Origin of the sequence: Oligella urethralis DSM 7531 (genome assembly GCF_000372065.1) — a bacterium.
GTDB lineage: Bacteria > Pseudomonadota > Gammaproteobacteria > Burkholderiales > Burkholderiaceae_B > Oligella > Oligella urethralis.
On the sequence record NZ_AQVB01000003.1, the window covers coordinates 25,201 to 51,039 of the forward strand.

Here is a 25,839-nt window from a genome sequence, read left to right on the forward strand (position 1 = left end):
ATGTATAAGTTTACTGATAAATTACAAAACGCTTGGGATAAACAAAACTCTTTACTGGTCGTAGGCTTAGATCCAGATCAGCAACGCATGCCAGAGTCCATTTTACAAAGCAAGACCCCCATCTTTGACTTTTGTAAGGGCATTATCGATGCGACCGCTCCATATGCCTGCGCCTTTAAACCGCAAATTGCCTATTTTGCCTCGCAGGGTGCAGAGATGGCCTTAACTCAGCTATGTCACTACATCAGCACCACCTACCCGGATCTGCCCATTCTCTTAGATTCCAAACGTGGTGATATCGGTACCACCGCTGATCATTACGCCAAGGAGGCGTTTGAGCGCTATCGCGCTGATGCGATTACGGTCAACCCCTACTTAGGCTTCGATTCAATTGAGCCCTATTTAGCATGGGAAGATAAGGGGGTGATTATTCTATGTCGTACATCCAATCAAGGTGGCTCGGATTTCCAGTTTTTTGAATCAGCAGACGGCACCCCGCTTTATCTTGAAGTGGCTAAAACGGTTGCTGACAAATGGAATTATTCTGGTCAGTGTGCGCTGGTGGTGGGCGCCACCTTCCCTGAGGAAATTGCCAAGGTACGTCAAGTGGTCGGCGATGAGATGCCACTCTTAGTGCCAGGTATTGGTGCTCAGGGTGGTGATATTGAAGCCACGGTGATGGCGGGCGCCAACAATAAGGGTCAAGGGCTACTAATCAACTCCGCCCGTGCAATTCTCTATGCTAGCTCAGATATTGATTGGCAAGAAGCGGCAGCAGCAGAAGCAAAGGCCACACGTGATGCGATTAATGCCGCCCGCGAGCAGTTTTTAGCGCAACAAGACTAAAACCGATAGCGCGTCAAGCCGTCAGCCATTAACTGGCGCTAGACGGCTTAAGTACATTAATCAACTGATCAATAATAAAATAGCAACTTTGTAAGCGCACCTCAGTACGATCACCCTCAAAATAACGGGTATAAGGCAGGGTCACAATGCCCTCACTCGTGCGCTTAGCCAACGCAAAGCACACCATCCCCACGGGCTTCGCCTCGGTCCCCCCACCCGGTCCAGCAACCCCAGTCACACTCACCGCAAGGGCGGAAGTGGGTACATTAAATAAGACGCCTTCAGCCATTTGTATTGCCACTTCTTCACTCACAGCGCCATGCTTTTCAAGGGTATTAGCAGCCACATCTAACATCGCCATTTTTGCGTCATTACTATAGGTCACAAAACCACGATCAAACCACTGGCTTGAACCTGGGGTCATGGTAATAATGCCACTGAGCAGACCGCCGGTACACGACTCCGCAGTACTTAATAAAACGCCATGATGCTGCAAATACTCACCTAAACGCGCAGACTGCTCGGCAAACTCATAAAATACATCCTTCATTAGCCTATTATCACTCCCATCAAACGGACTATCACCGCCACAGAAAACAGCACATAGAGGGAAGCGACGATATCATCCCACATGACGCCGAAACCATTTTGTAAACGCTCATCAAAGTACTTAATTGGCCAAGGTTTTAATATATCAAACACCCTAAATAGTACGAAATAAATCAAATACCATGAAGGTGAGTCGGCAATGGGTGTGGTGATAAAAAGCACCAACCAAAAAGCCACCCATTCATCCCACACAATCCCGCTATGGTCGACCACACCCAATTCAGCGCAAACCTTTTGAGTGCAGTAAATACCATATAAAAAGCAAAGTAATAAAAAGCCACCCATCAGCCAATCATTACTCAATACATGGGATAAAGGTAACCATAAAAATAAAGCTAATACCGTGCCCCACGTCCCCGGTGCAGGTCGAATCAATCCAGAACCAAAGCCAAAGGCTAAAAAACGGTGTGGACTCTTAAAGATCCAAGAAAGACTCGGCTGAATTGCCTTATCTGGCGAAATACTTTGATCGTTCATAAAAAATTAGGTTATGGAAAGTGATTAAAGCCCTGAGGCAAATTTTCTACCACTTGCCCTGCCGCGTCAAGCAATATCAACTCCCTCGCTGCAGTAATTTGTCCTATTCGCTGCACTGCGGTACCAGCTTGCAAAGCACATTGCTCAATCTGCTTGCGATAATCGGGCGCAGCGCTAAAGCATAGCTGATACTCATCGCCCCCAGCCAACACAGCCTCCAGAGCATGCTTTGCCTCTACCGCCTGCAAGGCTGGATGCATCGGCAACTGTTCAGCATAGACAATGGCCCCAAGCTGAGAGGCTGTCAATAGATGTGATAAATCCTGCAATACACCATCAGAAATATCGATCATGGCATGCACATAAGGCCTTAATAATTGGCCTAAGTGGACTTGTGGCTCTGGCTGCTCTAAACGCAGCCGCGTGGCAGCCAGCAGTGCCAGCTCCTGCTCGCTAAGACTTGCTTGCTGCTGCTTTAATAATAGCCCTAGGGCGATGTTAGGCGAGCCCAAGTCGCCACTCACCCAGAGATCATCACCGATCTGGGCATTGGCGCGTAAAGGTAAGGGTTGCTGCGCCAAGCCAAGCGCTGTCACACTGATAAATATGCCGGCGTCACTACGGGTGGTATCACCGCCCACTAAAGCGCAATCATAACGCTCGGCAAGACGGTTAAAACCTCGGCTAAAGGCCTCTAACCACGCCTCATCTGCCCGCGGCAAGGCCAAGCCTAATAGACAAGCAATGGGCTTAGCAGCCATGGCAGCAATATCGGAAAGATTAACCGCTAGGGCTTTGTGACCCAATAAAAAAGGGTCTACATCTGAAAAAAAATGTCTACCCTCAATTAACACATCCTTGCAGATAACCAGTTCGCCCTGCGGTGGCTGCAACGCCGCACAATCATCGCCAACACCCACATAGGAGGCACTCTTCGCGATCGAGGCCGTGCTATGGCTAAAGTATTGGCGAATTAAGGCGAACTCATCCACTAGCGACCGCCCTCTACCTCAACCGCACGCAACACCGCTGCTAATTTGTCTAGCACCCCGTTAACGAACTTAAAGCCGTCAGTGCCGCCAAACTCCTTGGTCATCTCTACCGCTTCATTAATCACGACGCGGTATGGCACATCCAAGCAATTCTTAAACTCATAAGTGGCAATCATTAACACACTATACTCAATCGGCGAGAGATCCTTGAGCGGGCGATCTAGATACGGTTCAATATCCGCCTGCAAGGCACTGTGCTCTTGCACGACACCATGCAATAAGCGCTCGAGTAATTCCTGATCGGCCTTTTCATAGCCCTCTAGATCTCTAAGATTGGCCTCAATAAGACCAATCTCAGCACCATCGCCAGCAATAAAATAACCGTACAAGCCCTGCAAGGCTAACTCTCGCGCACGACGCCGTGCGCTTTTTTTAATACTCAACTTGATCCCTTCTACTTGTTATCGTCTTCGTCCGCCTCATCGTCGTCGAAGTCTTCATCCTCAAAATCATCCTCATCGTCGGCCTCTACCTCGGGCGCTAAATAACCGACAAGATTTGCCATTTCAATCGCCACTACCGCACAATCGATACCCTTTTGCGCAGCACGCTCTTGAGCTTGCTCCTCATCTTCCGTGGTCAGAATGCCGTTAGCAATCGGAATACCCGTATCTAAAGCCACCCGAGTAATGGCAGCAGCAGATTCATTACTAACCACCTCGAAGTGATAAGTCTCACCACGAATCACTGCACCTAAAGCAATTAAGGCATCAAACTCGTCTGTTTGGGCCATCTCATGCAGCGCAAAACCGACTTCTAAGGCACCGGGCACCGTGACGACCATGATATTTTCCTCTTGCACCCCTAAATCACCTAGCTCAGCCAAGCACGCTTCTAATTCCATATTGGTAATCGACTCGGTAAATCGAGCGCAAACAATACCAATGTGCAGATCCTCACCATTTAAATCAGGTGCTATTTTATAAGGTTTCATATAAAGTCCTTTATCGATAAATCATGCTTAAGCTCGATGAGCCGCTAGGCATCATGAGATTGCTCTTGATAAAAACCGGTTATGGTCAAACCGAAACCAGCCATACTTGGCATTTTAACTGGTGTCGCCATTAAACGCATTTGAGAAACATTCAAATCCTTTAAAATTTGTGCGCCCACACCATAGGTACGTAAACTATAGCGATCATGCTTACGTCCTTTAGGCGCTTCTGGCACCGGCTCAGCCCCCCAAGTCGAGACCTGATTAGCCACCTCGGCACTGCTATGGCTTTGATCACAATTTAACATCACCATCACCCCGCTCTCGGCATCACTAATCGCCTTTAGGGAAGCCGCTACGCCCCAGCTGTGTGACTTATCCTCACAATCAAGAATATCCAACATCGTCACCGGTTCATGCACTCGTACCAAGACCTCACGCTCAGGATGAATCTCACCATGCACTAAGGCAATATGGGTCGCACCGCTGGTTTTATCCTGATAAGAGACCGCTTGGAAGCTACCCCAAGGAGTCATCATCTGCTTGGAGCCCAGGCGTTTGATCATGGATTCATGCTCACTACGGTACTGAATCAAATCCTCAATAGTACCGATTTTGATGCCGAACTCCTTTGAAAACTCGATCAAATCCGGCAAACGCGCCATCTCCCCATCGGGTTTTAGAATCTCACAAATCACCGCTGCCGGCGTCAAGCCCGCCATCGCCGTCAGATCACAACCTGCCTCGGTATGACCAGCACGAATCAAGACACCACCCGGCACCGCCCGCACCGGGAAAATATGACCCGGCGACACCACATCCTCCGGCGTCGCATCCGGTGCTACCGCGGCCTTAATGGTGGTTGCTCGATCAGCGGCAGAAATTCCGGTGGTCACCCCCTCTGCGGCCTCAATGGAAATGGTAAAGTTTGTTTCAAAGCCACTCTGATTATTGCTTGTCATCAAACCTAAACCGAGCTGATCGCTACGCTCACCGGTTAGGGTCAAACAGACTAAACCACGAGCATGGGTGACCATAAAATTAATCGCTTCAGGGGTCACAAAATCCGCCGCCATCAGCAGATCGCCCTCGTTTTCGCGATCCTCTTCGTCAACCAGAATCACCATCCGCCCCTGACGTAACTCCTCAATAATCTCAGTGACAGAGGAGATAACGGAGGCACTTTCACCGCTTTCAACAAGGTCATTAGAAAGACTGTGTGCAGAACTCATCATGTATCATTCCAACAATTAAAAAAGATATTGCTATTGTACCCCTTAGCGCATAGCGATAGAACTAAAGCGCATTTATTTTTAGGACTTGCAACGCCATCCAAGGCACGATAATCTGTCCGGCTAATTAAATTTAAATCCACCCTTACTACTCTTCATTTTTACTTCGATGTTCAACTTCATGCCTCGCTCAGCGGCACTGTTAATGTAAGAATAGTTTACATTTAAGCTATCGCTATCCAATGATTTTTATGCAAAAATCATATAAGACAATCTAGTTAGGCGTTACTGCCGCAGGCCAACATTTTTTACTGGCTTGTTGAGATATACAAAACAAAATCAGCCATTAAGGAATCCCCATGAACATTGATTTAGAGACTCGAATCAACGATTCAAGTAGCGATGATCTACGCTTAGTACTGAGACTCGCTGCCTTTAACAGCTTAATTCAAAATGAGCTACGTAATCGTTTGCGTCTACATTTCAATATGACCACACCGCGTTACGATTTACTGGCTCAACTCGCGAGTGAGCCTCAGGGTCTAAAAATGGGTGAACTATCAGAGCGTTTAATGGTAAGTAACGGTAACATTACCGCCATCAGTCTCCAGCTAGAAAAAGCAGGACTTATCAGCCGCAACACAAATCGTCAAGACCGTCGTAGCACCTTTATTAAAATGACGACCAAAGGTAAAAAGGCCTTTGCCAAGATGGAAACCGCCTATAACCAATGGCTTAGTGAGTTGTTGGCACAACTACCTGAGAGCGCTAAAACTAGGCTTTACCAAAGCCTAGCCGAGGGTAAAGAAGCCGTGACCAAGGCTGTAGAAGAAAGCAAGGTAGACGCTTAGTCCTATGTCAATTGAGCAAGAGCTTAAACTCCATATCCTGACTTCCTCGCGCTCAGCCGTCGAGCAGTTACTGCGCACGCCAGACGCCGAAACCATTCATTTGCATGCGATTTATTTTGACACCGATGATAGAGCCTTAGCTTGTGCTGGCATCGCCTTACGTCTGCGCAAAGAGGCAGATACATGGGTACAAACCATCAAATTACCCGGTACGGATGCGCTTAGCAAGATTGAGTATAATCACGTGCGCCCTGATGCCACCTTGGATCTCAGCGTTTATCAAGGCACCCCTGCAGAGGAAACCTTTAATCAGCTTAAGCACGTAGGTACTGAATTAACAGCGCGCTTTGAGACCGATGTTCAGCGTCACTTAAGCTGCCAGCGCAGCCAACATGGTCTGGTTGAGCTGGCTTATGATGTGGGCGTGATTCGCGCTGCGAGTTTAGAACTACCCGTTTATGAGTTGGAATTAGAGCTTAAAACAGGTCAATCCAGGGCGATTTTTGAATTAGCAGCCTCTTGGCAGCATGAACTGCAATTTATCTTAGATTTTAGAAGTAAGGCTGAACGTGGCGATAGCTTAGCGGCTCAGGTGGTGGCGTTAAAGGCTCGTGGTCTCACCCCTAATCACCATGAGTTAAGGCAGAGCTTTCAAGATTTTAAGCTCTGGCAGCCGGCCGTCGCTCCTCAGCAGGGCAATCGCACTGATGTGGTAGTGAGCAGTGCACAACTTAAAAAAGACACGCAGCTGTACTTGGAGCTGATTGCCCGCAATGCAGCGGTAATAGCTGCCATTGACCGCAACGATATGGCAACCCGCATTGATTTGGATTGTGCTGCCCACCTAGTTGCACTGTGTCAGGCCATAGAGCAATTACAAAGACTTTGGTCACATTTTATGGAGCTTAATTCGGCGACGGATGTGACCTCATCTAGCGATGCTCGATTCCATCAACTACATCAGCAGCTTAGCGCCTACCAACAACGCTTAGCACAAGGTAGCCCTGCCACAACGGAACTCAGCCACCCTAGTGAGCAGCAAGCTCAAAGCGAGGCATTTGCGCTAGCAGCAAGTCATGAGTTACAGCAATGGTTACTCAAGGCCTTGGCGTGGAGCATGGTAGAACTAACCGTCTAAGCGCCTGCGCCCGGCCATGCTGCCCTCAGTCCAGTAGTATGCATTTAGCCAAGCAAGGCATTGGCAAACTCAGCCGCAGAAAAAGGCTGAAGATCGTGCAATGACTCACCAACCCCAATCCAATAGACCGGAATCGGTCGCACGCCTTGGCTACCTGCTGCCACAGCGGCTAAGGTACCGCCCTTGGCCGTGCCGTCTAACTTGGTCACTACTAAACCGGTTAAGCCCAAGGCCGCATCAAAGGCCTTAATTTGAGTAATCACGTTTTGGCCCGTATTACCATCAACCACTAATAACACCTCATGCGGCGCTTCGCTATCAGCCTTATTAATCACCCGCTTAATCTTTTTAAGCTCTTCCATCAAGTGTAATTGAGTCGGCAAACGTCCAGCCGTATCGACCATCACAACATTAGCCTTGCGGGCTTTACCGGCATTGACCGCATCAAAGGCAACGGCGGCTGGATCACCGCCGTCTTGCGCTATCACCGCCACCTGATTGCGCTTACCCCATTCGACCAATTGCTCCCGTGCCGCTGCTCGGAAAGTATCCCCGGCGGCTAACAACACACTCGCACCAGCGGCTTGGAAATGATGTGCTAACTTACCGATGGAGGTGGTTTTACCCGCACCATTAACGCCAGCAATCATAACGACTGAGGTGCCATCCAACGGCAACATAAAGTCTTTTTCTAAGGGCTTCAAATGCTCGCTTAATAAGGCTTTAAGCGCTTCCTTAACCTCTGCAGCATCCTCGATACGCTGTTGCTTAACCTTGGTTCTGAGCTTAGCTAACAAGGACTCGGTCGCCTCAATGCCGGCATCCGCCATCAGCAATGCCATTTCTAGCTCTTCAAATAAGGCCTCGTCAACCTTGACGCCCACAAATAGTGAACCAATGCTGGAGCCTGTACGAGAAAGGCCCTGACGCAAGCGCTGCATCCAAGAGCTCTTGGCTGGCGCTACCTCAGTCACCACTGGACTTGGCGCCACCTCAGCGTCAGCGACTGGCGCCGGAGAGCTTGCCTCAGCCTCCGCTTCAACCTCAGTCACAATCACTTCGGGCTGCGGTTCAAGGGGCGCGGGGGTGGCACTCGCCTCAGCTACCGGCGTAGCTGTTGGGGCCACCGTCTCAACCGGTGCTATCGCGACAGCAGACTCCTCCACGGATTCCGCCGGCACCGTGGCAGTACTGGTGGTGACGGGCTTGTCCGATACTATCGCTTCTGAAGCTGCAGGCTCCTCCTGCTCATGCGCTTGCGCAACTTCAGCTTCTTGACTCGCTTGATTTTCTTCTTTTGCTTTTTTACGCTTAAAAAATCTAAACATACACTCTCACTAAACAATAACCCCATTTTGGTTCATATTATACTGGCTTATGCAGGGCAGATAGATTAATATAAAAGCATCAGCCATGAGTGGAGTATAGGATACGATTCTATCGATGAAAAAAGCAGCTAACACACGCTCGATGCCACAAAAAATTCGCATTATCGGTGGCACCTTAAAGCGTAGCAACCTACCCGTCGTTAGCGTTGAGGGTTTACGCCCCACGCCAGATCGTGTGCGTGAGACACTTTTTAACTGGTTAAACTACTTTTGGGACGGCGATTTTTCCGATAAATCGGTGCTTGACTTATTTGCTGGTAGCGGTGCTTTAGGCTTTGAAGCAGCATCACGTGGGGCACAGCATGTACAGATGGTGGAAAGTCACCCTAAGGCCGTTGCTGCACTACGTCAATTCCGCGACAAGCATCAACTGCATCAGGTGCGCATTAATGATCACGATGCTCGCTTAGTGCTTAAACGTATGGACAACAGCCGCTTTCATCTGATTTTAATAGACCCACCCTTTGCTGATGAAGAGCTGCTGCAGCAAAGCATCGCTGCCCTGCCCTCGATTTGTAAAAATGGCACCTTGGTGTATCTCGAAAGTGCGACGCCAGTGCTACTACCCGCTGATTTTGAACTACTGCGACAGGACCAAGCGGGTGCCAGTCACTTTTATTTGTATCATTATATTTCTGAAACAGCTAGCTAAATATCTTATAATATTTCGTTCAATCCATTCAGGGAAAATATAATGAAAATTGCTATTTATCCGGGTACGTTTGACCCATTAACGCGTGGACACGAGGATTTAGTACGTCGTGCCGCCGGTCTCTTCGATCATGTGATTGTGGGCGTAGCTCGTAGTGCCGGTAAAAATCCCTGTTTTACCTTAGAAGAGCGCCTTAAAATTGCCCATGAGGTATTGGATCATTACCCTAATGTCACGGTCAAGGGCTTTAGCGGTCTACTCAAAGACTTTGTCCGCGAAAATAATGGCCGCGTGATTATCCGGGGCTTACGTGCCGTATCGGATTTCGAGTATGAATTCCAGATGGCCGGTATGAATCGTTATTTACTGCCAGACGTAGAAACGATGTTTATGACACCATCCGATCAGTACCAGTTTATTTCGGGTACCTTTGTGCGTGAGGTTGCCTTGATGGGTGGTGATGTGAGTAAATTAGTCTTTCCTTCGGTCGAGCGTTGGCTCAAAGCAAAGGCCGAGGAGCGTAAAGACGCCTTAGCTGAGGCCAAAGCGCAAGTAGCGCTATTAAATGAGACGCTAAAAAAATAACGGTCCAGACTAAGCTTTTTTGTTTAAGGTAAATTATGGCTCTCTATATTGATCACGAATGCATCAATTGTGATGTATGCGAACCCCAATGCCCAAATGAAGCGATTTATATGGGCCCGGAGGTCTATGTGATCGACCCTAGTAAATGCACAGAGTGTAAAGGCCATCATGACGAGCCTCAGTGCCAAGTGATTTGTCCTATTGATTGCATTCATCCCGACCCTGAATGGCGAGAGTCCGAAGAGGAATTGATGGAGAAATTCCGTCGCCTCACCGCCAATAGCAAGCTACCGATTTAGCAGATGACCTACGCAAGGTCTTGCCATGATGTGCCACTTGCCTTATCAAGGCAGACCTTGCGCCAAGCAACGGCTATAGCTCCTGTAGCGCTGTCTCTACCTGAATCAGCTCTGCATCATTCCACAAGCGAATGGGAATACTAAAGCCTTTAACCTGCACGTTAACGCCTTGACGGCTCACGCTAACAGGCTGCTTTGCGTTTAATTGCAGATTGAAATCGAAGTGCCCATCAAGCATATTGTATTGACTGGACTCATCCTTATTTACTAGGGAAAAATCACTACTATCCGCATGTAACTTGCTAAAGTGCATAATGCCATTATTCACATCAGCAGCAAAGCGTAAGCGCTTAAAGGGGGTGGTTTCACTCTGCTCAAAGCGCAACTGCTGAGAACCGGTGTCAATCATATGAGTCACATCATCCAACACTCGCTTCATGGAAAAACCATGCCACTTGCCCTCAGCACTATCAAGGCTTAATTGACCGTTTAAGTTTTGCAGTAATTCCTTTTCACTAAGGCCTTGTGTTGCTAGCGCCAAATCAATATCAGCGCAACTACTCAATAAAGCACGTGCTTTAAAGCCCTGTAGCAAGGATGCCATATCGACATCCTTGAGCTTTAAATCCACCTTGAGTGAACCATCATCTAAGGACATTTGACTATTAGCGGCAAGCTCACCACCAAAGAACTTAGCACGCAAGGCGTCGATTTTAATATCACTAGATGAGTCGAAAAATAAAGTCGCACTCAAGTCCTGAAAATCCAGACCACGATAGCTCATCTTGGCAATATCAAATACACCCACGCCACTTAAACGTGCCAAAAGTTCTTGTTTTAAACTTAAACTTCTTGATTTGTTAGGCTTAGCGCTAGGAGCCGCTTCAACTGCTGCCGCTGTGCTAGTTTGATTCGCCGCTGCAGCCGCCTGAGACTTATCCTTCGCATCCGATTCAAGCATCAACGAGGCTAAGGGCAAATCAGAATCCACCCCGAGGATGTGATCTAATGCCAGTGATTCTGCACTTAATTTAAAATCGATGGAAGGCTTGGAAAAACTTTTTAGGGTGCCAGATAAATTCATGCGCTCCGCATCCATCACCGCATCCACATTAAAGTCCATCGAACTACTTCTTAAATCACCACGAATTGAGGCGATCACCGGCGCTTCTTGGAGCAAGTCCCCATCACTTAAGCGGAGTAAACCACGTAAGGCAGGATAACTAAACTCCCCACTCAGTAAATTAATGCTTAAAGGTGAACTTAAATCAATATCAATGGCTCGATTAGCCGACGTCAAATACCGTCCCTTAAGCGTGTTTTCTCGTATCTTGAGATTGGAGGCAAGACCGCTAAAACCATCTAGCGAGACATTCACGTCCATGCTCTCCTCCCCCCTAAACTGCACGGTACCCGTCAATGGCTCAGCAGCCGCATCAAAGCCGGAGAGATTAAGATTAGGACTATTTAGCTCCCATGCCAAGCTGCGTTTCTGATGGTCGGCGGTACTTCCCTTAATACTTAAATTTTTAGCCAATAACTGAGTGTCGATACGATTTAAACCAACCTCATCCGCACGCACATCGAGATCAATATGGGACAGCCGCTTCGATTCGTCTAAGGCATTTAAATTAAGCAACAAACGCAAGGCTTTGCCATGGGCATCACCAGCAAAATTATCCACACTGAAGCGACCGTTTAAGGCAGCTTCAGCTACGCGGTAGCCCTTAATCTGCCCCTGTAACGTCGCATCAATCTGCTCCACCTGATATATCGAAGCCGCAGGTTCAAAACGCAAGCGACTGCGTACATTTAGGGTGGCATCATCCGTCGGGTGTCGAGCATCCAGCTTGGCATTTAAAGCCAGGGAAAAAGGCTCACCAAAGGTGATACGGCCAGTATGAATACTCATATTATCCAGGCTAAATTGACGCTTGCTGGCTTGATCCTCGACTAGCACCGTGCCATTTTCCAAGTCCAAACCGGCAATATCGATTTTGAACTCATTAGCCGCCATACGTGCGGCACGCTCGGCGATAGGCAACTCCTCTGCGGCGGCCTGCTGACGACGACGCGCCATATGCTCTTTATCAAAGTCGAGGGGCAGTGCATAAAAATCATCAATATTTAAACTGCCATCCGCATAGCGTACAATATGCGATTTAAAGCCATTGACCTTCACATGATCGACTAAAAAGCGATCAAATAAGAGAGGCCACAGCGCCACGGCAAAGCGCACCTCCTGCATGGAACTGAATTCAGTCTCAGCGTTTTTATTGGACAAGCTGACATCAGTCACACGCAGACCGATACGAGGAAATAGCGAGAGCTCTATCTCGCCGTTAATTTTTAAATCCCGCTCATAGCGCAGCTTAATCTCCTTAACCAGACGATCCTGATACACCTTAGGGTCAAAATTAAGTAAGAAAATCGCCCCACCCACAACTGCGGTCAATATCAGTAGCACCAGTACGATACCACTGCGCTTAAGCCATTTATTCATGAGTCATTAGACATTAAATAAGAAGTTAATCACGTCGCCATCATGCACCACGTAATCCTTGCCCTCGGCACGCATTTTACCCGCTTCCTTGGCGCCGCTCTCACCCTTGAACTGAATAAAATCATCAAAGGCAATGGTTTGGGCCCGGATAAAGCCACGCTCAAAATCGGTATGGATCACGCCGGCCGCCTGCGGAGCAGTATCGCCAATACGAATCGTCCACGCTCTCACCTCCTTGACACCAGCAGTAAAGTAAGTTTGTAGACCTAAGAGCTTATAGGCTGCGCGTATCACACGATTCAGACCCGGTTCAGCCATCCCCATATCCTCTAAGAATACAGCTTTGTCTTCATCATCTAGATCAGCGATTTCCGCCTCCACCGCCGCACACACAGCGACCACCTCCGCATTTTCCGCCGCAGCGTATTCCTGCACTGCTTGCAGATGTGGATTATCGCTAAAGCCGTCTTCGCGTACATTTGCCACGTAAAGCACTGGCTTCGCTGTGATAAAGCTAAAGCCCTTAAGCATGGCCAAATCATCCTCATCCAGATTCATACTGCGGATCGTTTTTGCCTCGTTTAATACGGGCACAATGCGTTCTAATAAGGCACAAAGCTTTTGCGCCTCCTTGTCGCCTGAGCGAGCGGTGCGTTGAGCGCGATCCAAAGCACGCTCAACTGAGGCCAAGTCAGCTAAGGCCAACTCGGTATTAATCACTTCAATATCGCCAATGGGGTCGACCCGACCGGAAACGTGAACCACATTATCATCTTCAAAGCAACGCACCACATGCGCAATGGCATGGGTCTCACGGATATTTGCTAAGAACTGATTACCCAGTCCCTCACCCTTAGAGGCACCGGCTACTAAACCGGCAATATCAACAAATTCAACGGTGGCGGGTAAAATACGTTGCGGCTTAACAATCTCAGCGAGTTGATTTAAACGCTGATCGGGCACTTCGACAATACCCACATTAGGCTCAATCGTACAGAAAGGATAGTTTTCTGCGGCAATACCCGCTTTGGTTAATGCATTAAATAAGGTTGATTTACCGACATTAGGTAAACCGACGATACCACATTGAAGTGCCATAGTAATCCTGAAAATTCATTAGATAACGATAAAGAATAATCCGCTATTTTAACCCTTAATACGCTTGGACACAGCGAAATCACGCCTTGTTCCTTTTAGAAAAAAGTGCTTTAAAAACTTCTACTTAGCTGAGCGGAATACCAGCTAGCTTGACCCCAAGTAGCAATAAAACCGGTCCACCATTAAAAATCGCATGTAAATAAATCGCATTAGCAATGCCATAGCGGATACGCATCCACATCAGCACGAGCCCAGAAAACCACTGCGGCAATACCATCGCCAACACAGCAACGACACTAATGTGCTCAAACTCATAATTGTAAATATGCATATAGGCAAAGCCAAAGACCAATAAATGCATCAGCCACACAAAAACGTGGCGATACAGCTTTAACACCTTAAAAGGTAAGCGTAGGCGCGCCTCAGCAGAGGTGAGACCGAGCCTTGGATACAGTTGCATAATAATGGCTAGCACCAAGATTAAGCCTAAGGTGCCAATCACCGTACCCTGCCGCAACAGCACAAAGAACATCAGTGGCACCAACCAAATCGCCACGACTGGTCTGCGTGCACTGTAGCGAAAGAGTATTTCCTCCACAATCGGTGCCCAAATCACCGCCAAAGGCACCATACTATAAGAAAATTCTAGCCGATGGGTCGCCCCAGCACCATCCGCTGCGACTAAGGCAATGGGTGCAAGTACTAAAATATTCACCGCCCACATAAAGGCCGCCCACTGTAATAAGCGCCGCCAAGGCAGATTTAGCTGCCAATCCTTAAACCAGCCGTCACCGCTACCCCGTCCATGACCGCGCCGGAAATCTGGCTTCACAATAAAGCGAAAAAAATCACGCATTTGCTCACGGAAACGCTCGGCTTGATGCGGTGCAGGGGGTCTTTTACGCCCCTGCGGTACTTGTGGTTGAGTAAATAAGGAATTCTGACTCATGCTAATCCCTATGCTTTAGGCTCTGCCAACAGCCGATTGGCCCGATCCCTGTCGCCATCTAATAAGGCAGGGATTGCCTGTCGCGCACGGTACAAACACGCCACAATATGCTCATGATCCACCTTTGAGGGCGTATGCAAGACAAAGTCAGCTACCCCTTGACTAAGATTTAAACTACGCGGATGACCAATACCGACGCGCAAACGCCAGTAATCGTTACTACCTAGCTTGGATTGAATATCACGTAAGCCATTATGACCTGCATGACCACCGCCGCGTTTTAATTTAATCTGTCCTGGCATTAAATCCAGCTCATCGTGCACCACCAACATACTTTGCACTGGTATTTTATAAAAATGGCTAAGCGCCTGTACTGCCTTACCAGACAGATTCATATAGGTGGCAGGCTTTAACAGGTAAATCGTCTCCCCGCCTCGTCTAAACTTCGCTACTTCACCGAAAAAGTTATGTTCTAGCTTAAAATCCGCATGAAAATCCTCGGCTAATAAATCCAGCATCCAAAATCCGGCATTATGCCGAGTCGCCTCATACTTAGCGCCTGGATTACCTAAACCCACAATTAAACGAATTGCTTCAGTCATTTACTTAAAACCACATAAAAAAACCCTTGCATGCAAGTTTAACGCATGCAAGGGCTAAGCACTATGGCCTGTCGAAATTATTCTTCGCTAGGCTTCTCAGCGTCAGCTTCTTCGCCTTCGGCGGCGTCTTCAGCCGTATCCTCTTCCTCAACCTGAGCGGCAACGATATGAGCCGTTGCAACCGTCTCAGTTTCAGGCGTTAGGAACTCAACGCCTTCAGGCGCTGTGATATTAACCACATCCAACACATCGCCATTTTTCATTTCGCCCAGATCAACAACGATTTCGGCTGGTAAATCACCTGGCAAGCAACTAACCTCAATATCGTTAAGTACGATGTTGATATTAGCACCGTCAATCTTAACCGCAGGAGATTCATCTGCATTAATAAAGCTAAGTGGTACACGAGTCACAATCGCAACGTCCGCACGAACGCGCTGGAAGTCAACGTGTAACACGATAGGCTTATATGGGTGCCATTGAACAGCACGTAATAATACCTTTTGAGTTTTACCATCTAAGTTCATATCCAGTACAGAAGAACCGAAACCTGGTTTACGTAATGAGTGGTAAATCTCGTTGTGCTCTAACTCAATGCTCTGGGCCTCACCCTTACCACCATAAACGATGGCAGGTACACGGCCGGCGCGGCGCAGGCGGCGGCTCGCACTCGAACCCTGAACGCTACGCGAAGTGGCTGAAAATTTCATAACAAACTCCAAAAAAAAATACCTGATCAGTATCAGGCCTAATTAACGCCTATCGTCATCACTGACAATAAACGCTCGCTTAGCGCCGCGACCAGCGCCTAAGCTAAAAACCTTAAAATCACTTGCTGCTAAAATCGACTCACTGATGAGCTTAGTCCACAAATAAGGAGCTCACAGACTCAGCAGAGGCAATGCGCTCAATGGTTTCACCTAAAAGCGCAGCGGTAGAGAGCTGACGAATCTTAGCACATGCTTTGGCATCATCACGCAATGGAATCGTATCGGTCACAACTAAACCATCCAGCGCGGAATCCGCCACACGCTCAACCGCACCACCTGATAGCACAGGGTGTGTACAGTATGCATACACTGCCTTGGCGCCACGATCCTTAAGTGCGGCGGCAGCCTTACAAAGCGTACCTGCGGTGTCGACCATATCATCCATCAATAAGCAGGTACGACCCTCAACATCACCGATAATATTCATCACCTCGGAGACGTTAGCGCGCGGACGACGCTTATCAATAATCGCTAAATCCGCTTCCAATTGCTTAGCTAGGGCACGGGCACGCACCACACCACCGATATCTGGTGACACCACTAAGAGATTTTCATAATTTTGCTTTGCAATATCTGCTAATAGCACCGGGCCCGCGTAGATATTATCCACGGGGATATCAAAGAAGCCCTGAATCTGGTCGGCGTGTAAATCCATGGTTAATACCCGATCCACACCAACACGCTGCAGCATATTGGCCACCACCTTGGCAGTAATTGCTACTCGCGCTGAACGCGGACGACGATCCTGGCGCGCATATCCGAAATAAGGGATAGCCGCTGTGATACGACCCGCCGAAGCACGTCGTAGGGCATCCACCATCACCATAATCTCCATGAGATTATCATTGGTCGGCGCGCAGGTTGGTTGCAATACAAAGACATCGCGACCACGGACATTTTCAAGAATTTCGACCATCACCTCCCCATCAGAGAAGCGACCTACTGTCATCTGTCCTAAGGACATATTTAAGTGATTGACAACATCAACGGCGAGACGAGGATTAGCGGTCCCCGTAAAAATCATAAAATGAGGGTGCTCGCTGGCTTGCTCGTGCAAATTAGGGTTATAGGTCATGACAATACCTGAGATTGTGTCCGCTAGAAAATTTTGGCACAAAAAAACCGTACTAGCTACAACCAAGAAAGGCACATAATCTGTGTTGAACTAGTCGTAAGCGTACGGTCAATCAAAAAAGCATAATCAGTGTGGCTGGGCTGGAAGGATTCGAACCTTCGCATGCCGGAATCAAAATCCGGTGCCTTAACCAGCTTGGCTACAGCCCAACACCTGAAAGATAAAATTATACATCGTTTTAAGATAAAGACAAGTGCTTTAAGGCTTTTTATCTAAAAGAACAAGGTATTTGTTTCAAAAGTGCAACATAAAGACGACATACCCTTGTCCTACGGCTATCAACTAGATCGCCGCTACGGCTACACAACGCAATGCCAAGCTACGCAATAGCTCGGCCACAGCATCTGTGCGCTGTAGCAATTCAGTATAGGCTTGTCTTACTTGCGCTACCATCTCCTCAGCCTGCTGTGACGTCTGACACACCGCAAAAAACACTGAACCGGCCCCACTCATCCGCACCTCAATCCCTAAATCACGCAACCATTGCACCATCGCCTCTAAGGCAGGGTGCTGCGTACGCGCTACAGACTCCAGATCATTATGCCCATAACGCCAAAGTGGCTCGGTTTCAGCCAGCGCCTTTTCAAGTTGCGCCACGCTCAGTTGCGACGTATCTCTTTTTAAGCGGGGATCGCGAAAAATACTGACCGTGGGAATAGCTAGTTTAGGCACCAACAATACATAATGCGCCCCCGCCAAGCGCTCCCTTAAGTCCTGCCGTAGCGGTGTAATACGCTCACCAATCCCCTCAACCAACGCTGCTTCTTGATACAGAAAAAAAGGCACATCGGCCCCTAATTGCAAAGCCAAAGGCAACAACTCATCACGCCTTAGCTGCAAATCCCAAAGCTGATTAAGCGCCATTAAGGTCGCTGCCGCATCGCTTGAGCCACCACCCAAGCCTGCGCCGCTAGGGATGTTTTTCTGTAATGCTATCGCCACGCCCAAATCAGTGCGTCCCACCAGTTTTTTTAAGCCATGTGCCGCTTTAATCACCAAGTCATCGGCTTCCGCAATGCCGGCATTGTCCGTGAGACGACGAATTTGCCCATGCACATTAAGCGTGAAGCTTAAATAATCGTAGCATGCAATAGGCACAAAAAGACTTTGCAGCAGATGATAACCATCCTCACGTCTGCCCGTCACATGCAAAAAAAGATTTAGCTTGGCGGGGGTCTTCATCGTTAATGCACTCATCATGCCCTAGCGATCGACACTCAAACGCACACTAATACGCTCGGCTGGCTCATTGCGTAGCAAATGCATTCGCGTAGGGCCCTTGGCATCATACTCACTTAAGCTAATCTGCCAACCATTTTGTTCGGCCGTGAGTAAGCGCCCTTGCTCATCGTGCGTTACCCCCAGCGCTTGGGCCGTCGGCATTAACTCCCCTTTGACCCAATAGCGTATACCACTCACCGGCAAAGGGCGACCGTCTAAGACTCGTGCCAACAAATCATCTGGACTCGGTGCCACCATGCGCTGCCCAGCACTATTAATTAAGACCGATTGAAAATCACTGACCTCCACCCGGGCTAAGGTACTACCCAAGGGATTGGTCAGATCCAATACTAGATTGGTGCCAAGATCACGCCATACAAAGCCGCCTTGCACAGCGTCCTTATTGACTCCTTCGCGCTTATCAAAGGCCAATACCGCAAAGCGACCAATGCGTGTTTGCTCTGTTATCTGCTGTTGGTCCACGCTTGGCGTCACACTACACGCCGCTAACAGCGCCGTGGCAACTAAGCATAAACTAATAAACGCCTTCCTTAGGATAAACTGCATAATATTCCTTTGTAATTAATCAGGTGTTGTTGATGAGCTCGCTTCCTGCGGGGCGCCATCCGTCTCAACTGAGACAGCCGGCGCTGGCGGCTCGCTAGGGGTATAGCCCAAACGCTCAATCGTATCGATTAGTGTAAGATCCTCGGCATTGAGCTCATAACCCTTTTGTAAATACTCAAAAGCCTGGCCTTTATCACCCATTTGATAATAAACATCGGCCAAATGCGCTGCCACTTCGGCCATCGGCTCTTTAGCCCAAACCATTTCCAAATAGCTCTGCGCCAAAGCGAAATGCCCTAAGCGAAAATTCAGCCAACCGTAACTATCCTGAATATGTACACTATCCGGTGCCATCGCTAAGGCGCGCTCAATCAATTCCGTCGCCTCCGCTAAGCGGAGATCATTATCCGCTAACACATAACCAAGGCCATTATACGATTCGGAATCAAAAGGATCCTCCTGCAAAATCTGCTCTAATAAGGCAATGGCCTTATCCACCTCACCCATCTGCTCAAACAGCATCGCTTGGCTATAGCGTATAAAGAGATTATTAGGATAGTACTTTAGGGCTCGCTCAATGTATTCCAAACCCATCGTGTACTCGCCCCGATCCCGACTAAGCGCAGCGTTCATCAATAAGGCACGCACATAGCTCTGCTCATCATCTTCGGGTTGAATTTGCTCTAATAAGGCATGCGCTTGGGTATAGCGTTTTAACTTAATGTAGAGGGCAGCCTGCTCAATTAAGGCATCATGCTGCGCTGCTGGCTCATCAATCAGTGTCAACTGCTCAATCGCCTTTTGATATTCACCTAAATCCTCATAGATTTTTGCCATTAAAAAATAGGCATCGGTCGCCGAGGCTTGAGCATTTGTCCGATCATCGGGCAAGGACTCACGGCGCTGCTCCTGCACTGCCAAGTACTGCCCTAAATACAGTAACGCATCCTGCAGATTTCCTGCTTGATAATCAACCTGGGCACGATAGTACAGTAAATCAAAGTCTTCAGGATTAAGCTCATTCATCTTAGCCAACTCTTCTAAGGCTAAATCGAACTTTTTATCCCGCGTCAACACATGCGCATACAATAAGCGTACCGCACGCTGCTCAGGATGGGCCTCAATGTATTGACTCACTAGGTGCAAGGCCTGTAAATTACGCGGTCCCTCAGAGAGCTGCAGGATACGCCTAGCCGCCATTGCGCTCACCTCGGGCGAGAGCGTTTTATCATGCAGCGCCCGTAATGCTTCATTCCATGCCATTTCCTCATCGTTAGCATACATCGCAAAATCCGATAAGAACACACTGATAAGACCAGGTGCGACCGCTAAAGGCTCAGCAATCAACTCCTGAAATATCTCCAAGGCCTTTTGCGGCTGATTAAGACGACCTAAAAACTCCGCCACCTCAGCTAAGGCCACGTCTGGTGCAGCCACATTTAGGGCTAAGCGACGTTTTAACTCCTTGGTCAAGCCCTCATACTCACCCGTTTGGGCTGCAACAATTAAATAATTCAGATGAGCCTCTTCACTTTCATCATCCAAGCCACGCCATAAAGCCGCCGCTTCTAAGGCACGCTCAGGCTCTTCTAGCATGGCATAAATGGCACTCGCCATCTTGGCTAGCTCTTTAGAACCCTTGGATTTTGCGAGCTCTAAGGCAATCGGTCCAGCAATATCATAGTACTCGTCCTCGATCGCCAAATGCATAATGGTGAGCTGATAAATATCCTCTACGCTCACATAGGGCTTTAATACAATCTCCCCCATCTCCTTTGGCGTTTTGAATAAGAGATTGGAATGACGTGCAGCAAAGGGAGCAGTATCAAGCGCTTGGGCGTAAAAAGGCGTCGCCAGACTACCTGCCTGAACAGAAAGTGATAGAGTAAGAAGCGTTAGTATTTTTTTAAGCAAAATCGAGTTGCTCCAACAAATAAACTAGTTTAATCACACATTATGCCAGAATTACCTGAAGTCGAAACCACACGTCGCGGACTTGCACCGGCCATTGAGGGTCAACGCCTACATAAGCTCAGCATTTATCAAACACAGCTCCGTTGGCCCATTTTACCTGAGTTGGCAGAGATTTTGAGTGGTCAATTATTAATAAAATGTGAACGTCGTGGCAAGTACCTGCTCTTACACTTTGAAAGCGGTGTGTTATTAGTGCATTTGGGCATGTCCGGCTCCATGCGTCTATGCCACGCCGAAGAGTTACTGCGAAAGCATGATCATGTGATTTGGGATTTCGGTCATATTACCGTACGACTCAATGATCCACGCCGTTTCGGGGCAGTGGTCTGGCATCCTCATGGCGATGGACCCGTGTTAGCGCACCCCTTATTAAAGCAGCTAGGGGTGGAGCCTTTGAGTGATGATTTTACGATCGCGCATTTATACCAAGGCTTAAAGCGCAAGAAAAAAGCCATTAAAACGGCGCTGTTAGACGGCGATATCGTAGTAGGCGTAGGCAATATTTACGCCTCCGAAAGTCTTTTTTTAGCCAAGATCAACCCAAAGGTGAGTGCCCAATCGCTCTCCAAAGCTCGGGTTGAGCGCTTGCACGCTGCCATTTTAAGCACTTTGAATGCAGCGCTAGCCAGTGGTGGCAGCACCCTCAGGGACTTTTTAAACGCCAACGGTGAGCCTGGCAACTATTTTGAAATTCATGCCAATGTCTATGATCGGGAAAATCAGCCCTGCCATGTCTGTGGCACGCCAATTAGAAAAATCGTCCAGGGTCAACGCGCCACCTACTATTGCGTGAAATGTCAACGCTACTAAAACGTTCAACACACAAAAAACCCGGTAAAACTCGCTTACCGGGTCTGCTATGAGATTAGGCCTTGGACTCAATTAATAATCAAAATCCACGCTATCAATGACTTTACCTGGGTTCATCAAACCTAGGGGGTCAAGTGCGCGCTTAATTTTGCGCATCACAGCGATCTCAACCTCGTCTTTGTAGTCAGGTAACATATCCTTTTTGAGCTGACCGATACCATGCTCAGCACTGATTGAACCATCGTAGTCAACCACACTATCAAAAACGATTTTAAAGGCCTCTTCCTGCTTCGATAAAAAGCCCTCTTCTTCGCCAACCGGGGCACCGATATTATAGTGTAAATTACCGTCACCTAAATGACCGAAAATAATGTGTCGCACGCCTGGGTACCATGACTGTAAGGCTGTATTGGTATCATCCACAAAAGGCGCAATTCTGGAGATAGGTACTGAAATATCGTTTTTAATCCCTTGACCTACCATGGCTTCAGCCAAAGGAATACTCTCACGCAAATGCCACAAATCATGCGCCTGCTGTAAGGACTCGGCTAAAACTGCATCCTGAATAATATCGTCCTCTAAGGCTTGCTCTAACACACGGTGGAAAATCTCGCGTGCCTGCTCCTCACTATCGCTGTCGGCAATATGAATTAAAGCATACCAAGGATAATCCAAACTCAATGGCAAGGACTGCTCAGGGAAGCACTCATTCACAATTTTCAGACAATAGTCCGACATCAACTCAAAGCCTTCCAAGCGTGAGGCAAAGCCTTTGCGTGAATAGTTCAGCATATATAAGGCATCATCCAAGGACTCAAAGGCAACTAAGGCAGTGCACTCGGCAGCCGGCTGTGGATACAGCTTTAAGGTCGCCGCCGTAATAATACCTAAGGTACCCTCGCTCCCGATGTATAAATTGCGTAAGTCGTAACCGGTATTATCCTTGCGTAAGCCCTTAAGACCATTCAAAATATCGCCTTCGGGTGTCACCACCTCAAGACCTAAGGCTAAATCGCGGGCATTACCATAGCGTAGCACCTGGGTGCCACCAGCATTGGTAGCAAGATTACCACCGATAGTGCAACTCCCCTCGGCGGCTAAGCTTAACGGGAATAAACGCTCATGCTTAGCGGCGGCCTCCTGCACCTGTTGCAAAATACAACCCGCCTGTACCGTGATGGTATCGTTAACCGTGTCGACGTTTAGAATATGGTTTAGACGAGTCATCAAAATCAGCACCGCATCGCCTTTGTTACTCGGGGTGGCACCGCCGCAAAGGCCGGTATTACCACCCTGTGTCACCATCGGCACTTCATAACGAGCGCATAGCTTAACAACATCAGCCACTTCCTGCGTATTAGCCGGACGAACCACCGCTTGGGCACGACCCTTGTAGCGATTACGCCAATCGCTTAAATATGGCGCCGCTTCCTCACCCTCTAATACGTGCTCGGCGCCGACGATACTAACTAAATCATTGATTAAACTCATTATGAAACCTAAATAATAGATGAAATGCGGACATATCCTAATGTACTGGTATTATACTTCTTTAACTGTTTAATGTACTGTACTTCATGCAAAGGTGATTTTGTGACACAATTTCTCGAGCTCCCGCCACAAGTCTATAAAGCCTATGATATTCGTGGCATTGTGCCCAGCGAATTAAATGCCCCGTTTGCGCAGTTACTAGGGCGCGCCTTGGCACGACGCGCACTGACACTGGGTATTCATGAGGCCGTGGTGGGCTATGATGGCCGGCACAGCAGTCCCGAACTCGCAGCGGCACTCACGGCAGGCATGCGTGCTGAGGGTATCAATACGCTGGATATCGGTATGGTGCCTACGCCAATGGTTTATTATCAAGCAGCTGAGCATGCCATCGGCCTAGCGGTTGCCATTACCGGCAGTCATAATCCGCCCGCCTACAATGGTTTTAAAATCATGCTAGACGGCAAGGCCATTTACGGCAAAGACATTTCCTCACTGCATAGAGAGATGCAGGCCTTAAGCGGTACAGCAAGTGCAGCGGAGCGTACACCCGAGGCGCAGGGCCAAGCCACTGCAGAGAATGTGATCGAAGCGTATATTGCCCGTATTAGCCGTGATATCAAATTAGCCCGCCCCATGAAAATCGTTATTGATTGTGGTAATGGCGTAGGTGCGGTGGCAGCCACCAAGCTTTTTCAAGCCTTGGGCTGTGAGGTTGATGAACTCTATTGTGAGGTCGATGGTAGCTTTCCTAATCACCACCCCGATCCAGCCGATCCAAACAACTTACAAGCGATTATCAAGCATCTACAAAATACCGATTGTGAGCTTGGCTTAGCCTTTGACGGGGATGCCGACCGCTTGGGTGTGGTCACTAAAAGCGGTGAGATTATCTGGCCCGATCGCCAATTAATTCTCTTTTTAAGAGATGTGTTAAAGCGGGTTCCGGGTAGCACCATTATTTATGATGTGAAATGCAGTCGCCATGTGGGTGAAGCGATTAAAGCTGCTGGCGGTAAGCCTTTAATGTGGAAGACCGGTCACTCGTTGGTCAAAGCAAAAATGGCCGAAATCGGCAGCCCCTTAGCCGGTGAAATGAGTGGTCATATCTTCTTTAAAGAGCGTTGGTACGGCTTTGATGACGGTCTATATGCGGGCGCTCGTTTATTAGAAATTCTCTCCCAAGTCGAGGATCCGAATGGCACCCTAACAGCACTACCGCAGGATCTTTCCACACCGGAACTAAAGCTAGCCATGCAAGAAGGCGAGCCACATGCCTTGATTGAACGACTACAGCGTGAGGGCCAATTCCCTAGCGCACTCAGTACCAATCAAATCGATGGCGTACGCGCAGAATATGCTGATGGCTTTGGCTTAGCACGTGCTTCCAATACTACCCCGGTGGTGGTACTACGCTTTGAGGCACAGAATGAGGAGGCGTTAAGACGTATTAAAGCAGAGTTTAGAGCAGCTATTTTAGCAATTAGACCGCAGAGTGAATTACCATTCTAAGCCAATAGATTAAGCAAGTAGTGCCTGATAAAGGGCTACTTGCTTATTTGCGATCAGCTTTTCGTCAAACTCCTCCAAAGCCAGTTGATGACCAGCACGCCCCATGGATTGACGTAATTCCGCATCATCTGCCAATTTCAACACCGCCTCATAGAGCGCTTCAGCATCACACACTTCCACTAAAAAACCGGTGACGCCGCTCTCGATGGCATCTCGGCAACCTGGCACATCAGTCGTCACCACCGCCCTACCACAGGCAGCAGCTTCAACTAAGGACTTTGGTAGGCCCTCGCGATAGGAGGGCAAGGTCACAATGTGAGATTGACTATATAGCTCAGCGATATCCTCCACCTCACCTAAATAGCGAATCTCACGCTGCCATTGGGCCAGTTCCTGCTCGCTAATAGAGGCAGGATTACCAGGATCGGGACTCCCCGCTAATTGCCAAATAATATCATCACGCCCTTGGGCCTTAGCAAGACACGCTGCACTCACAAACTCCCTAACCCCCTTATCTCGTAGTAAGCGTGCTGCCATCGTCACCACGATAGGTGGGGCCGGGGGTTCCGGCAAGTATTGATAATGATTTAAATCCGCCCCCGAACCACGGATTAATACTAATTGCTCATCCTTAAGCTGTGTCATCGATTGCAAGGTGGCTTTATCCGTTGTATTTTGCACAATAATGCGACTATTCGGGTGCGCTAGCGCTAAACGATAGAGTTGACGTGTAATCAAGCTAACCACATTCAATTGGCTGCGCTCACCGGTAAATAAAAAACCCATGCCGGAGACCGCATAGACCACCGCCTTGATGCCAGCTAAACGAGCGGCAATGCCACCGTAAAGCAGCGGCTTAATCGTTACCAAATGCACTAAATCCGGTTGTACCCGCTTAAACATTCGATAAAGCGCCCAGATACTCGCTAATTCAATCACGGGGTTCATGCCACTACGACGCATTGGGAATACCACATGCTCAAAGCCATGCGCTTTAATCGTGGCTACTGCCGGACCATCCATGGTGGCAATCACCACCTGGTAACCTTGCGCCTTAGCTGCTAGTGCAACATTTAAACGGTGGGAGAGAAAAAATGCTGGGTTATTGACCACCATAAGTATTTTTTGCATACGTACCGTTCCC

The 25,839-nt window shown here is 48.4% G+C and carries 26 protein-coding genes and 1 tRNA gene; 8 read left to right on the forward strand and 19 right to left on the reverse strand.

Translation table 11 applies throughout. The annotated features are described in order from the left end of the window. The gene (pyrF, locus tag A3GA_RS0102595) at window positions 1–846 is read left to right on the forward strand and encodes an orotidine-5'-phosphate decarboxylase (RefSeq protein WP_018025827.1); all 846 of its coding nucleotides are present in this window, start codon (window positions 1–3) and stop codon (window positions 844–846) included. A 28-nt stretch (window positions 847–874) separates the two neighbouring features. Here the strand turns inward: pyrF and A3GA_RS0102600 are convergent, their stop codons facing one another. The 6 genes from A3GA_RS0102600 to ribBA are packed head-to-tail and all read right to left on the reverse strand — an operon-like array spanning window position 875 to window position 5,150. Then, window positions 875–1,396 carry a CinA family protein gene (locus A3GA_RS0102600; protein ID WP_018025828.1) on the reverse strand — a complete coding sequence of 174 codons (522 nt, stop codon included), beginning with the start codon at window positions 1,394–1,396 and terminating at the stop codon, window positions 875–877. Beyond that, complete coding sequence (locus A3GA_RS0102605; protein ID WP_018025829.1) at window positions 1,396–1,932, reverse strand: phosphatidylglycerophosphatase A family protein; 537 nt, start codon at window positions 1,930–1,932, stop codon at window positions 1,396–1,398. The genes A3GA_RS0102600 and A3GA_RS0102605 overlap by 1 nt, the downstream gene beginning before the upstream one ends. An 11-nt stretch (window positions 1,933–1,943) precedes the next feature. Then, window positions 1,944–2,924 carry a thiamine-phosphate kinase gene (thiL, locus tag A3GA_RS0102610; RefSeq protein ID WP_018025830.1) on the reverse strand — a complete coding sequence of 327 codons (981 nt, stop codon included), beginning with the start codon at window positions 2,922–2,924 and terminating at the stop codon, window positions 1,944–1,946. Further along, window positions 2,924–3,367: a transcription antitermination factor NusB gene (nusB, locus tag A3GA_RS0102615; protein WP_018025831.1), complete on the reverse strand. Its 444-nt coding sequence runs from the start codon at window positions 3,365–3,367 to the stop codon at window positions 2,924–2,926. Before nusB ends, thiL begins: the two co-directional genes overlap by 1 nt. 11 nt (window positions 3,368–3,378) lie before the next feature. After that, complete coding sequence (ribH, locus tag A3GA_RS0102620; protein ID WP_018025832.1) at window positions 3,379–3,918, reverse strand: 6,7-dimethyl-8-ribityllumazine synthase; 540 nt, start codon at window positions 3,916–3,918, stop codon at window positions 3,379–3,381. Between the two features lie 44 nt (window positions 3,919–3,962). Then, on the reverse strand, window positions 3,963–5,150 hold the full coding sequence (gene ribBA, locus A3GA_RS0102625; RefSeq protein ID WP_048766800.1) for a bifunctional 3,4-dihydroxy-2-butanone-4-phosphate synthase/GTP cyclohydrolase II: 1,188 nt from the start codon (window positions 5,148–5,150) through the stop codon (window positions 3,963–3,965). A 359-nt stretch (window positions 5,151–5,509) separates the two neighbouring features. On the opposite strand from ribBA, the gene A3GA_RS0102630 reads away from it, so the two are divergent. Then, the gene (locus A3GA_RS0102630) at window positions 5,510–6,001 is read left to right on the forward strand and encodes a MarR family winged helix-turn-helix transcriptional regulator (protein WP_018025834.1); all 492 of its coding nucleotides are present in this window, start codon (window positions 5,510–5,512) and stop codon (window positions 5,999–6,001) included. A gap of 4 nt (window positions 6,002–6,005) precedes the next feature. Continuing rightward, window positions 6,006–7,139: a CYTH domain-containing protein gene (locus A3GA_RS11210; RefSeq protein WP_018025835.1), complete on the forward strand. Its 1,134-nt coding sequence runs from the start codon at window positions 6,006–6,008 to the stop codon at window positions 7,137–7,139. Window positions 7,140–7,183: 44 nt separating this feature from the next. Here the strand turns inward: A3GA_RS11210 and ftsY are convergent, their stop codons facing one another. Continuing rightward, the gene (gene ftsY / locus A3GA_RS0102640) at window positions 7,184–8,467 is read right to left on the reverse strand and encodes a signal recognition particle-docking protein FtsY (protein ID WP_018025836.1); all 1,284 of its coding nucleotides are present in this window, start codon (window positions 8,465–8,467) and stop codon (window positions 7,184–7,186) included. Window positions 8,468–8,582: 115 nt separating this feature from the next. On the opposite strand from ftsY, the gene A3GA_RS0102645 reads away from it, so the two are divergent. Genes A3GA_RS0102645 through A3GA_RS0102655 form a run of 3 tightly spaced genes read left to right on the forward strand, consistent with a single transcriptional unit; the run spans window position 8,583 to window position 10,063 of the window. Continuing rightward, a complete protein-coding gene (locus tag A3GA_RS0102645) occupies window positions 8,583–9,179 on the forward strand; it encodes an RsmD family RNA methyltransferase (RefSeq protein ID WP_018025837.1) in 597 nt (198 codons plus the stop codon). Window positions 9,180–9,221: 42 nt separating this feature from the next. Continuing rightward, window positions 9,222–9,764: a pantetheine-phosphate adenylyltransferase gene (coaD, locus tag A3GA_RS0102650; RefSeq protein WP_018025838.1), complete on the forward strand. Its 543-nt coding sequence runs from the start codon at window positions 9,222–9,224 to the stop codon at window positions 9,762–9,764. Between the two features lie 35 nt (window positions 9,765–9,799). Next, window positions 9,800–10,063 carry a YfhL family 4Fe-4S dicluster ferredoxin gene (locus A3GA_RS0102655; RefSeq protein WP_026156768.1) on the forward strand — a complete coding sequence of 88 codons (264 nt, stop codon included), beginning with the start codon at window positions 9,800–9,802 and terminating at the stop codon, window positions 10,061–10,063. Window positions 10,064–10,136: 73 nt separating this feature from the next. On the opposite strand, the gene A3GA_RS0102660 is transcribed toward A3GA_RS0102655, so the two are convergent. The 10 genes from A3GA_RS0102660 to A3GA_RS0102705 form a co-directional block, all read right to left on the reverse strand. Next, window positions 10,137–12,566 (reverse strand): AsmA family protein, encoded by a 2,430-nt coding sequence (locus tag A3GA_RS0102660; RefSeq protein ID WP_018025840.1) that lies wholly within the window; start codon window positions 12,564–12,566, stop codon window positions 10,137–10,139. Window positions 12,567–12,572: 6 nt separating this feature from the next. Beyond that, window positions 12,573–13,664: a redox-regulated ATPase YchF gene (gene ychF / locus A3GA_RS0102665; RefSeq protein ID WP_018025841.1), complete on the reverse strand. Its 1,092-nt coding sequence runs from the start codon at window positions 13,662–13,664 to the stop codon at window positions 12,573–12,575. Window positions 13,665–13,788: 124 nt separating this feature from the next. Continuing rightward, on the reverse strand, window positions 13,789–14,613 hold the full coding sequence (locus A3GA_RS0102670) for a hypothetical protein (RefSeq protein ID WP_018025842.1): 825 nt from the start codon (window positions 14,611–14,613) through the stop codon (window positions 13,789–13,791). Between the two features lie 8 nt (window positions 14,614–14,621). Beyond that, window positions 14,622–15,215 carry an aminoacyl-tRNA hydrolase gene (gene pth / locus A3GA_RS0102675; RefSeq protein ID WP_018025843.1) on the reverse strand — a complete coding sequence of 198 codons (594 nt, stop codon included), beginning with the start codon at window positions 15,213–15,215 and terminating at the stop codon, window positions 14,622–14,624. A gap of 77 nt (window positions 15,216–15,292) precedes the next feature. Then, window positions 15,293–15,925, reverse strand: coding sequence for a 50S ribosomal protein L25/general stress protein Ctc (locus tag A3GA_RS0102680; protein WP_018025844.1), 633 nt, complete (start codon window positions 15,923–15,925; stop codon window positions 15,293–15,295). Window positions 15,926–16,076: 151 nt separating this feature from the next. Beyond that, window positions 16,077–17,009, reverse strand: a complete 933-nt coding sequence (locus A3GA_RS0102685) for a ribose-phosphate pyrophosphokinase (RefSeq protein ID WP_026156769.1) — start codon at window positions 17,007–17,009, stop codon at window positions 16,077–16,079. Window positions 17,010–17,192: 183 nt separating this feature from the next. Continuing rightward, window positions 17,193–17,269: transfer RNA gene (locus A3GA_RS0102690), tRNA-Gln, on the reverse strand. A gap of 133 nt (window positions 17,270–17,402) precedes the next feature. Continuing rightward, window positions 17,403–18,320 (reverse strand): 4-(cytidine 5'-diphospho)-2-C-methyl-D-erythritol kinase, encoded by a 918-nt coding sequence (gene ispE / locus A3GA_RS0102695; protein ID WP_040614013.1) that lies wholly within the window; start codon window positions 18,318–18,320, stop codon window positions 17,403–17,405. 3 nt (window positions 18,321–18,323) lie between these two features. After that, window positions 18,324–18,908 (reverse strand): outer membrane lipoprotein LolB, encoded by a 585-nt coding sequence (locus tag A3GA_RS0102700; protein ID WP_018025847.1) that lies wholly within the window; start codon window positions 18,906–18,908, stop codon window positions 18,324–18,326. Between the two features lie 15 nt (window positions 18,909–18,923). Next, on the reverse strand, window positions 18,924–20,822 hold the full coding sequence (locus A3GA_RS0102705) for a tetratricopeptide repeat protein (RefSeq protein ID WP_115342697.1): 1,899 nt from the start codon (window positions 20,820–20,822) through the stop codon (window positions 18,924–18,926). Between the two features lie 42 nt (window positions 20,823–20,864). On the opposite strand from A3GA_RS0102705, the gene mutM reads away from it, so the two are divergent. Continuing rightward, window positions 20,865–21,692, forward strand: coding sequence for a bifunctional DNA-formamidopyrimidine glycosylase/DNA-(apurinic or apyrimidinic site) lyase (mutM, locus tag A3GA_RS0102710; protein ID WP_018025849.1), 828 nt, complete (start codon window positions 20,865–20,867; stop codon window positions 21,690–21,692). Window positions 21,693–21,764: 72 nt separating this feature from the next. Here the strand turns inward: mutM and A3GA_RS0102715 are convergent, their stop codons facing one another. Then, window positions 21,765–23,183, reverse strand: coding sequence for an FAD-binding oxidoreductase (locus tag A3GA_RS0102715; RefSeq protein WP_018025850.1), 1,419 nt, complete (start codon window positions 23,181–23,183; stop codon window positions 21,765–21,767). Window positions 23,184–23,255: 72 nt separating this feature from the next. Here A3GA_RS0102715 and A3GA_RS0102720 point away from each other — a divergent pair, with 72 nt between their 5' ends. Next, window positions 23,256–24,695 (forward strand): phosphomannomutase/phosphoglucomutase, encoded by a 1,440-nt coding sequence (locus tag A3GA_RS0102720; protein WP_051052492.1) that lies wholly within the window; start codon window positions 23,256–23,258, stop codon window positions 24,693–24,695. A gap of 9 nt (window positions 24,696–24,704) precedes the next feature. Here the strand turns inward: A3GA_RS0102720 and A3GA_RS0102725 are convergent, their stop codons facing one another. Further along, window positions 24,705–25,826 carry a glycosyltransferase family 4 protein gene (locus A3GA_RS0102725; RefSeq protein WP_018025852.1) on the reverse strand — a complete coding sequence of 374 codons (1,122 nt, stop codon included), beginning with the start codon at window positions 25,824–25,826 and terminating at the stop codon, window positions 24,705–24,707. Between the last annotated feature and the right edge of the window lie 13 nt (window positions 25,827–25,839).